We start from the raw sequence: 10,217 nt of genomic DNA on the forward strand, positions 1-10,217 counted from the left end.
GGTCAGGAAATCGCGGAAAACCAAGAAACCCGCTCTAATGCGCTTCCGCCCTCAGCCGTTCGACCAGCTTTTCGATCTCCCATGGTTCCAGCACCCAGGTCCGTGTCTTGCGGCCTTCGCGATGGACTGGCTGGGTCAGCAGGATGCGCGCCTGTTCCTTCGCATGGGGCTTGAAGATAGCAAAATGCTGGGCGCAATCGCGGATCGTGCCGATGATCGGCGCCTTTCCGTCAAGGTCGATCATGGTGGCGGGCTGGTCCCAGGGCATGTTGAGCATGATAGATTTCCGTTTCTGATATTCAGCGCTGCGCGTCGCGGACGATGCAGCGAAAGCCGATATGGCTGGTGGAACTGTCCACCGCCTGCGGGTGGCGTGCGGCAGGGCGATAGCGCTGGCAATAGCTGGGCGCACACAGATGGGAGCCGCCCTTCAACACCTTTCGCGGGATCGGCACGTCGGGATTGGCGGGATCGAGGCTTTCGCGCTTCGTGCCGCCACGCGGGTTCGCGGGAACGCAGCAGCTTCCCTTCGTCTTGCGCATGATCCTGGGCTGGGCATACCAGTCGACGGTCCATTCCCAGACATTGCCGATCATATCGTAAAGGCCATGGCCATTGGGCGCATAGCAGCGCACTGGCGAGGTCCGTTCATAGCCGTCCTCCAGCAGATTGCTGTAGGGGAACAGGCCCTGCCAGTAATTGGCCTGGCAAATGCCGCCGGGCGCCAGTTCGTCGCCCCAGGCATAATCCGCGCCGTCCAGCCCGCCGCGCGCCGCAAATTCCCATTCCGCCTCGGTCGGCAACGCCTTGCCCGCCCATCGGGCATAGGCATCCGCGTCCTGAAAGACGACATGAACCACCGGATGATCCCAAAGATCGTCCAGATTGCTGTCGGGACCGTGGGGATGACGCCAGTCCGTGCCGAAGCTGAAATGCCACCATTGGCTGACATCGTTCAGATCGACCGGCATGGCGGTGCGCTGAAACAGCAATGACCCGGCCCGCGCCATTTCGGGTGGCATGCCGGGATAATCCTTCGGATCTGGCGGGGTTTCGGCAAAGGTGCGGTAACCCGTCGCGTCGACAAATTCCGCGAACTGCCGGTTGGTGACGGGCGTCTCATCGATCCAGAAGCCGTCAACGCGCACGTGCCGAACGGGCGCTTCCTCCGGATAGAAGCGGTCCGAACCCATCGCGAAGAGGCCGCCATCGATAAAGCGCATGGCTGTGGCGATTGCGTTCCCGGTCTCGATCATTCGCCGACCATAGCGGCGGACAGAACGGCTGTATCGCTCAAAATAAGGACGCCGAAAGCCGCTCCGGCCTTCGGCGTCCCGATAGCAGGCGGCTTTTTAGAAGTCCTTGCGGACGGTCACGCCGATCTTGCGCGGTGTACCGATATTGTACCCCAACCGGCCCCGGCCGCCGCGCTCGCGGTCCAACGAATAAAGCGCATTTTCGTCGAACAGGTTGTTCACATAGAGGGTGACCGAAAGGCCGCTGTTCCAACTGACGCCGGTCGACAGGTTGACCAGATTATAGGCGCCCAACCTGTAGGAACCGAAGTTGAAGGCGCCAGTGCCGTAGGCGCCGGTTGCTGGATCATAATAGATGGAATTGGCGAAGCTGCCCGCACCCGGTTCCTGATCGGCAAGCTGGGTGTAGCGATCGCCCACATGCTGGACACTGGCGGTGAAAGACCAATCGGTCTCCGTCGCGATCTCCGCGGTATAGGTTGCCGCTGCCGCCATCTGGAACTTCGGCACGGTGGGCAGGCGGTTGCCCTTGCGGATGCCGGCGATGATCGCGCCGCCCGCGTCAGTGACGTTGCTGTCGATCTTCGAGTCGATATAACTGCCGCTGAGCGACAGATCGAAATTGGGGGAGATGCGGGCGCTCAGTTCTGCTTCCAGGCCCGCCGTATGAGCCTTAGGCACGTTGAACAGGACGCGCGAGGAACAGCTTCCCGCATCCGCCGTGACCTGAAGGTTCTTGATGTCGTTGTAGAAGAACGCGGCGTTGAACGTGATGCCCCGCCCTGACGCCTTGACCCCGGCCTCATAGTTCCAGAGCGTCTCGTCGTCGAAAGTCGGACGGTTGCCATAGGTCGCCGCGTCCGGCCCGGTGGCGCCGCCATTGCAGAGCGGCAGGTTCAGCGGATCATTGACCCCGCCCAGGCGGAAACCCTTGGACGCCTGCACGTTGAAGGTCAGGTCGCGATTGGCTTCATAGCTGGCGATGAAACGGGGGGAGAAACCGGTCGAACCGGTCTTGTCGCCCACGCGGTTGTCGTCGTTGGAAAAGAGACCGCCTGTCTTGAAATCGCGCGTCTCCTTGAAATCATAATAGCGACCGCCCGCCGTCAGCTTGAACTGGCCCAGCTTGTAGCTTGCCTCGCCAAATGCGGCATATTGCTTGATGATGTAAGGAATGTCGGCGTTATAGGGCGAATCGAGCGGGAAACCATTGGCTGCCCCGGCCGAAGTGCCTGCACCCAGCGTCGCGTCGACAATGGCGTCATAGCCCGGCGTCGGCAAGCGCTGTTCATAGGTGCGGTCGACATGGCTGTAGAAGCCGCCCAGCACCCATTGGAACGGCCCTCCGCCGGTCGAGGCAAGCCGCAGTTCCTGCGTCCATTGCTTGAGCCTGGTCGTGTCCCGCAGATTGGATGGGAGATTGGCGAGAGCAGGCGCCACGCCCAGCGACATCACGAAGGGCGTGACCGACACCGACCCGGTCAACGCGGACGCATCACGGCTGACCAGAATGTCGCGGTGAATATAGGTGGTGATCGAGGTCAACGCGATGTCCGACCCCATGTCGATGTTGGCCGTCAGGTCAGCGAGCGTGGTCTTGTCGCGGAATTCCTCGCGCAGCTTCAGATATTGAGTGCGTTCCGGGAAAACGTCCGACGGGCTGATCAGCGGGTTATAATAAAGGTGATAGCTGTCCTCCCGGTTGAAGCCGTTTGTCCTGATATCCTGATAGATGATGCGCGGCGTCACCTTGATGCCGGGCGCGGGTTCCCACAGCAGGCTGAGACGTCCGCCATAGCGGCGGCCGTCATTGATGTTCTTGCCCGCGGCCGGGCCGATGGCGTCGATGAAGCCCGCATAATGTTCGGCATAGCCCACGGCCCGGATTGCCGCCGTCTCGCCCAGGGGCAGGTTGATCGCGCCCTTGCCCGAATAACCGACATCGCCGCCCTTCAGGACATTGACGCCGCCTTCGACCGTGCCCTCGGTCTGGCCGAGTTTCGGCTGCTTGGTGATGTAGCGGACGGTGCCGCCTTCCGAACCGGATCCGAACAGCGTGCCCTGTGGTCCGCGCAGCGTTTCCACGCGATCGAGGTCAAACAGATCGAAATCGGGCGTGAACAGCGACATGGAGATCACGGACTCGTCCAGATAGACGCCAACCTGTTCCTTTACGCCCGGCTGGTCGCGAACGACCTGGCCGGCGGATACGCCGCGCACGGAGACCTGGCTCTGCCCCGGCCCAAGATTCTGAACCGTCAGGCCCGCGACGCTACGCGATACGTCTTCGATGGAGGTGGCGCCCATGCGCTGCATGGCTTCGGCGGTCTGCGCATTGATGGAGAAGGGCACATTCTGGATAGATTCGTTGCGTTTCGTGGCAGTAACGATAATTTCGTTACCCGACCAATCGGAGGAATTTTCCGTTTCTTGCGAAAAAGCGGCGATAGAAATGCTCGACAGTGCGAGAACAAGGCATGAGGCCGATAAACGCAATATGTTTTCGTGGCGCGGAAATCCTGTCATATCATCCTCCCTTTTAACACACTGACCATTATAATTATGTTTTTGACTGATAGGGGTCTGCGCCCATTTCAGGAATATTATTCAAATCTAATCTAGATCAGCCCCATCACGGGATGCAATAAAAATTGCGCAAGAGAGATCGATTCTTACGCGACTGTTACTTCCCTGCCTCACCTTCCAGTAGGAGGAGTTGGAACGGGCCGCTTGCAGGCGCCTTTCACCTTGCGGCGCGGCATCGGGCGGCGTTATGACGACCCGATCAAGCAGCAACGGCCATTAGATCGCCGTTTGAGCTTTTTACCGCGATTTCCTGACCGGCGATCATTCCGATCGCTTGGAAATCGCTCTAGGGGGCCCTGCACGGACATATCCGGCAAGGTTTGGGGGACAGGTCTTGGGCATATTGGGGAAGCTGGTTGGCGGTGCTGCCGGATGGGCTGCATTGAGTCTGTCCATGACGGCGCATGCGCAGGCGACGGGCGACCGGCTATTGCTGAGCGACAGCTTTCGCATCGGCAGCGAGGGCGGCGCCCTGTGCCAGGCGCAGAGCGCGTCGGGCGATCCCTCCGCGCGGACGATGTTCGATCGCGCGTGGACGCTGGTGTGCCGAGATGCAGCTAGTCCAGTAGGTCAGATTTTCGCGCTGCGAAGCGGTTCGGGCGATGCTGGCCAGGCATTGCTGGATCGGCTTGCCGCTTCCCGCAAGAGGGCGGTCGAATGCGGTGCGCCCGGCGGCGTCAACCTGCCCGGAATTGGCGCGGCGCTCATGCGCAATTGTACCGGCGCAGTCGGCCCCTATCGCATATTGACCGTCGAGCGCGGCAAGACGGTCTATGTCGCGCAGGGCTATGCGGCCTATGCAAGCGCTCTTGACCTTGGGCTCCGCTCGGTCATTTCAGGGCGGATCGTACCGGGTAAGCTCGATATCGCGACCGTGGGCGCGAATGGTGCCGGCTATGCCCGTTTGCAGGCGGCGGCGCTGGACCCGCAAACGGTGCTAGCCGAAGGCTACAGACGCAATGCGTCGGGCAATTATGCCGAAGCGGCGGAGTTCTTCGACAGCCTGACGGACCGGCTCGCGCGCGATCCCGATACGGCGAAGCTGACTCCGACCGAGCGGGCGAACCGGGCGCATGAATATCTGGTCAACCGGGGCCTTCAATTGTCCAACCTGGGTCTGTTCGATCAGGCGGACACGGCCTTCGCGGATGCGCGCGGCATTGCCACCGCCGATGCCGTGCAGATCCGGCTGCGCCGCAATTTCGAGGCGATGCATCACATCAACCGGCAGGACATAGCGGGCGCGCTTGCGATACTCGATCGCCCCATGACCGCCGGCGCGACTGCCCCGACCGATGGTGACGGCGCGGTTTCCCTGCCGCCGGAGCTGGCTGCGGGAATGAGCAGCGGGGCGTCGCAGGCACGGGCTCTGGGAGTGCGGCAGGACAACAGGCTTACCCCGGCCGAGCGGGCGGCGATCCTGGACGCGCAGGCGCAGCAATTGCGGGGCACGATCCTGCGCCTGTCGGGCCAGCCGGCGCCCGCGCGGGATGTGCTGACAAGAGCGCTGGCCAGCGCCGTCGCGATCCGTGACGGGCGCGTCACGTCGATCACCCGCCTGCGCGCCCAGCTTCTGGGAGAGATCGCGCTGACATATGAAGCGCAGGGGGATTATGGGCAGGCAGAGCGTCAACTGAACGAGGCGCTGGCATTGCTGGGCGCGCAATATCCTGAAACCATAGCATTGAACGGCGCACGAGCGCGGCTGGGCGCATTCCTGATCCGGCGGGGCCGCAATGAGGATGCGCTGAAGATTTATCGCGGCATCGTCGCCTCCGCCATGGAGAACCGCGCCGCGCTGACCGGCATGGCGAACCAGCTTCAGCCCTATTTCAGTCTGTTGGCGCAGGAAATTCCCACGCGACCTGAACTGACCGCCGATCTGTTCGCGGCGTCGCAGATGCTGATGCGCCCCGGCGCGGCCGATACGCTGGAGCAACTGAGCCGCGAGCTGTCCGCCGGGGACGGAGAGGCAGCGCGGCTTTTCCGCCAGTCGGTGTCCTTGTCGCGCGACATAGAGCGCGGGCGGATCGCCCTGGCGCAATTGCGGCAGGCGGCTGAGGGGCAGGGCGCCTTGTTGCCCGACCTCGCGCAGGCGCAGGCCGACATTGACCAGCTTGCCGCCGATCAGGCCAGTACGCTGGCAGCGTTGGCGGCCTATCCCCAATATCGTGCGCTGAGTCCGCAGGGGCTGACACTGGCTGAAATGCAGGCGACGCTGAAACCGGGCGAAGGCTATTACAAGCTGGCGCAACTGGGCGACGCGCTTTACGCCCTCTGGATCGATGCCGACGGCGCGACCGGATATCGGCTGGCGGCCAGCGCGACCGATGTGGCGCGCAAGGTCACGGCGCTGCGCGAGACGATCTCCATCGATCTCAATGGCGCGCAGACCACCTACGCGCTGGACGTTCCGGTGGCGCGCAGCCTGTATCTCGACCTGTTCGGACCGGTGGAGCAGCGGTTGCAGCCGGTACGGCACCTGATCTTCGAGCCCGATGGCGCGATGCTGCAACTGCCGGTCAATCTGTTGATCGCCAGTCAGGCAGGCGTGGACGCCTATGAGGCTCGTATCGCCCAAGGGGGCGACGAGTTCGATTTTCGCGGCATTGACTGGCTGGGCCGCGACCATGCGGTCAGCACGGCCCTGTCGGCGAGAGCCTTTCGCGACGCCCGGGCGGCGGCGCCCTCCAGCGCGACGCAGAGCTATATCGGCTTCGGCGACAATGCGCCGCTTGCCGGGCCGGTGCTGACGGCCTCCAGCCGGGGCGCATTGTCCAGCGGGTCCACGGCCGATTGCGGCTGGTCGCCCTTGCAATGGAACCGTCCCATCCCCGCCACGGAGTTGCGGGAAGCGGCGCAGGCCATTGGCGGGCAGGGCAGCGAACTGATTACGGGCACTGCCTTCACGGACGAAGCGGTGATGGCGCGGAGTGACCTCGACCGCTTTCGCATCCTGCATTTCGCCACCCATGGGCTCGTGACGCCGCCGCATCCGGGATGCCCGGCGCGCCCGGCCCTGCTCACCAGCTTCGCGCCGGACCGGAAATCGGACGGCCTGTTGCAGTTCAGCGAGATTTTCGACCTGCGGCTGAACGCTGACCTGGTCGTTCTGTCCGCGTGCGACACGGCGGGCGCGGCCGGTGTGGAGACGACGCGGGCGGCGGGACTTTCGGGCGGCGGCGGGGCGCTGGACGGGCTGGTGCGGGCCTTCATCGGCGCGGGGAGCCGCGCCGTCATCGCCAGCCACTGGCCCGCACCGGAGGATTATCATGCGACCGAGCGGCTCATGGCCGGCCTGTTTGCCGCCGGGGCGGACCAGCCCATGGCCGAGGCGTTGCAGGCCGCGCAGATCAGGCTGATGGATGATGCGGAAACCTCCCATCCCTTCTACTGGTCGGGTTTCGCCATCATCGGCGACGGCGCGCGTCCACTGATCGCGCGCCGCTGATCATCATGCCGATGCGGGGCCTGCTGCGCCGCGGCGCGCGACTGGTGCGGGAGACGGGACGCTGGCGCCTGGCAGCGACGGGGGCGCTTTTGCTGCTGGCGCTGTTCCTGGCCGGGTGGGACTGGAACCGTCCCCTGGGCGGCGGAAGGGCGCGAGAAGTCCTGACCGCCGATGCGGAGAGAGGCCTTTACGACTGGCGAGCCGCGACCTTCGCGCCCCGCGTGGCGCAGGACCAGCGCATCCTGATGCTGGTCTATGACGATCAGACCCTGATAGCCACGCGCAAGCGGTCGCCGCTCGACCGGGGCCTGCTGGCGCGGGCGCTGCGGAACATCGATGCCATGGGGGCAAAGTCGATCGGGATCGACATCCTGTTCGACCAGCCGCAGGACGAGGATGGCGAACTGCTCTCCACCCTCCACGCCATGCGCACACCGGTCTGGCTCGGCTACGCCAATCTGGGCGACAATCAGGAACAGATCATTTTCGAGCAGCAGCAATATCTTGATCGGTTCATCGGCGAGGCGCGGACGGCCAGGGTCCGTCCCGCCAGTATCCGGCTGGAAACCGATGCGGACAATGTGGTGCGAAGCTGGCCCGTCCCGACGCCAGGACAGCCCCCCTTGCTGACGCTGGCGATGCAGCCTTCCGCATCCTTTCGCGACTATCGCGGCGCAATCCGCTTCCGCCTGCCGATCAGGCAGGCCGACGGGTCGGAGGAGCCGGTGATTCCCAGTCTCCAGATCGATACCCTGGCCGACCCCGCCATGGCCCCGGCGCTTGCCGCCATGGTGCGCGGGCGGCACGTGCTGATCGGCGGTGATATCGTCGATATCGACCAGTTCGAAACGCCGTTATCGGGGCGGCAGGCACGTTCGACCATGATCGGGCTTGAAGTGCACGCGACGATGCTGGCGCAATTGCTCGACGGCGCTCGCCTGGCCGCGGTGCCGGAGGGGTGGCGCTGGTTCGCGGCGCTGCTGGTCGTCTGCGCGGCGGGCTTGACCAGCCTGGCGGAATTACGATGGTTCGCGCTGGTGCCGGCGCTGGCCCTGCAGGCCGGGGCGATTGCGGGCGTACCCCTCTGGCTTCAGGCACGGGGATGGGACACCAAGGGGCTGCCGGCGGTCGGATGGGTGCTGGGCTGGGTGCTGGCCTTTACGGCCATCGGCGTGGCGGCGCGGGCCGTGACCTCGCAGCAGCGGCGCTTCGCGCAGGCGGCGCTGGGCAAATATCTGCCCCGCGACATCGCCGCGCAGATATTGGCGGAGCCGGAGAAGTTGGCGCTGCACGGCGAAAAGCGGTTGATCTTCACCCTCTTCACCGACCTGGAGGGCTTCACCAAGCTCAGCCACGCCATTGCGCCGGAAATGGTCGCCCAGTTGCTCAATCGCTATCTCGACATGTTGAGCGATGTGGTGCTGGCCCATGGCGGAACCATCGACAAATTCGTTGGCGATGCGGTGGTCGCCTTCTGGGGCGCGCCCATTGCCCGGCGGGACGACGGACGCAACGCCGCTCTCGCCGCCTACGCCATGTGGCGGGCGGGGGAGGCGTTCCGTCGGGACCTGCCCCCCGGCGTGCCACCGATCGGGCGGACCCGCGTCGGATTGCATCATGGCGAAGCGATCGTCGGCAATTTCGGCGGTGAAGGGCGCATCCAATATACCGCGCTCGGCGACAGCATGAATACGGCATCACGGCTGGAAGCGGCAAACAAGGCGCTGGAAACGAACGTCCTGGCAAGCCGGGAAGCGATGTTGCTGTCGGGGCTGGACTGGTGGCGTCCGATGGGGCGGGTGCGACTGCGCGGCCGATCGACCCCGGTCGATCTGTTCGAGCCGGCGCCGGACTTTCCCGCCGGAGAACGCGCGGCACTGGCGCAGATATTGGCGGCATTCGATGGCGAGGATGCCGAAGCGCAGAACGGTGCGCGGCAACGTCTCAAAATGATGGTTAACCATCATCCGGACGATGCGGCCATCGCCAATCTGCTATATCGTTATGAGCATATCGGGGAAGGAAGTAGCTATGGTCTGGGGTAAGCTTGCCGCGCGCGGCGCATTGGCCGGATATGTCGTGGCGGGGCTGGGCGGGCAGGCCGCAGCGGAGACCATGGTGGTGCGCGCCACCGGACCCTCGGCCGCGACCTACAAGCCGGGAAGCAAGCTGGGCGATGGCGGATCGCTCACGCTGAAAGCGGGCGATGTGGTGACGCTGCTGGATGCGAGGGGCACGCGGACGCTGCGTGGGCCCGGCAGCTTCAACGTCGCCGCCGCCGCCAGTGCGGCACCCGCTAATAATGTGATGCTCTCCGCCCTGCTGGATACCAAGCGGGTGCGGCGCGCCCGAACCGGGGCAGTACGCGGCACCATTGGCGAAACGCCGGCCGCTCCGCCACGCCGACCCAATCTCTGGATGGTCGATGTCGCGCAATCCGGAACACTTTGCGTTGCCGACCCCGCCGCGGTGCGCCTGTGGCGTGCGGATCCGGCCAAATCGGGAACGGTACGCGTCATCGGCGATGGCGTGCAAGCGACGGCGAGCTTCGCAGCCGGCGAATCAGTGACTGGCTGGCCGGCCGCCGCGCCAGTCCGTGACGGTGCCGCCTATCGCCTGAGCGACGGATCGCATGCAGCCGATGTTCGCTTCGCACTGGTCAGCCCGGAAACGGCGGGGCTGGACGGCATCGCATCCAGCCTGATCGCGCGCCAATGCACGGCGCAGCTCGACCTGCTGGTGGACATGGCGGCGCTGTCCAACGGGGCCGCGCGGAATTGATTGTCGGGACGCGCCGGCGCTGTTAACCGGCGGTCAATCGCGGGGAAAGGGTGACGGGCAGAAGCCCGCGCCTGAAGACAGGGAGTGAGGCAGCCCTAAGGGAAAGGCTGCCTTGGACCGTTTGGGGACAGATATGGGGAACA

The 10,217-nt window shown here is 64.6% G+C and carries 6 protein-coding genes; 3 read left to right on the forward strand and 3 right to left on the reverse strand.

All coding sequences use genetic code 11. The features are described from left to right. Window positions 1-34 precede the first annotated feature (34 nt). From ACN9MX_RS20035 to ACN9MX_RS20045, 3 genes are all read right to left on the reverse strand, one after another. Window positions 35-277 (reverse strand): hypothetical protein, encoded by a 243-nt coding sequence (locus ACN9MX_RS20035; RefSeq protein WP_363828467.1) that lies wholly within the window; start codon window positions 275-277, stop codon window positions 35-37. 22 nt (window positions 278-299) lie between these two features. After that, window positions 300-1,223 carry a formylglycine-generating enzyme family protein gene (locus ACN9MX_RS20040; protein ID WP_363829430.1) on the reverse strand — a complete coding sequence of 308 codons (924 nt, stop codon included), beginning with the start codon at window positions 1,221-1,223 and terminating at the stop codon, window positions 300-302. A gap of 129 nt (window positions 1,224-1,352) precedes the next feature. Further along, a complete protein-coding gene (locus ACN9MX_RS20045; RefSeq protein ID WP_363828470.1) occupies window positions 1,353-3,782 on the reverse strand; it encodes a TonB-dependent receptor in 2,430 nt (809 codons plus the stop codon). A 454-nt stretch (window positions 3,783-4,236) separates the two neighbouring features. On the opposite strand from ACN9MX_RS20045, the gene ACN9MX_RS20050 reads away from it, so the two are divergent. Genes ACN9MX_RS20050 through ACN9MX_RS20060 form a run of 3 tightly spaced genes read left to right on the forward strand, consistent with a single transcriptional unit; the run spans window position 4,237 to window position 10,074 of the window. Further along, window positions 4,237-7,293: a CHAT domain-containing protein gene (locus tag ACN9MX_RS20050; RefSeq protein ID WP_363828473.1), complete on the forward strand. Its 3,057-nt coding sequence runs from the start codon at window positions 4,237-4,239 to the stop codon at window positions 7,291-7,293. Window positions 7,294-7,298: 5 nt separating this feature from the next. Beyond that, a complete protein-coding gene (locus tag ACN9MX_RS20055; RefSeq protein WP_363828476.1) occupies window positions 7,299-9,338 on the forward strand; it encodes an adenylate/guanylate cyclase domain-containing protein in 2,040 nt (679 codons plus the stop codon). After that, window positions 9,325-10,074 carry a hypothetical protein gene (locus ACN9MX_RS20060; RefSeq protein WP_133654360.1) on the forward strand — a complete coding sequence of 250 codons (750 nt, stop codon included), beginning with the start codon at window positions 9,325-9,327 and terminating at the stop codon, window positions 10,072-10,074. Before ACN9MX_RS20055 ends, ACN9MX_RS20060 begins: the two co-directional genes overlap by 14 nt. Window positions 10,075-10,217: the final 143 nt, after the last annotated feature.

Origin of the sequence: Sphingobium sp. R-21, from assembly GCF_049913335.1 — a bacterium.
In the GTDB taxonomy this organism is placed as follows: Bacteria; Pseudomonadota; Alphaproteobacteria; order Sphingomonadales; family Sphingomonadaceae; genus Sphingobium.

What these genes read in the sequence shown, in the direction of transcription:
- ACN9MX_RS20035 (WP_363828467.1), bottom strand. Translation starts at nt 277, where the DNA reads ATGCTCAACATGCCCTGGGACCAGCCCGCCACCATGATCGACCTTGAC.
- ACN9MX_RS20040 (WP_363829430.1), bottom strand. Translation starts at nt 1,223, where the DNA reads ATGCGCTTTATCGATGGCGGCCTCTTCGCGATGGGTTCGGACCGCTTC.
- ACN9MX_RS20045 (WP_363828470.1), bottom strand. Translation starts at nt 3,782, where the DNA reads ATGACAGGATTTCCGCGCCACGAAAACATATTGCGTTTATCGGCCTCA.
- ACN9MX_RS20050 (WP_363828473.1), top strand. Translation starts at nt 4,237, where the DNA reads ATGACGGCGCATGCGCAGGCGACGGGCGACCGGCTATTGCTGAGCGAC.
- ACN9MX_RS20055 (WP_363828476.1), top strand. Translation starts at nt 7,299, where the DNA reads ATGCCGATGCGGGGCCTGCTGCGCCGCGGCGCGCGACTGGTGCGGGAG.
- ACN9MX_RS20060 (WP_133654360.1), top strand. Translation starts at nt 9,325, where the DNA reads ATGGTCTGGGGTAAGCTTGCCGCGCGCGGCGCATTGGCCGGATATGTC.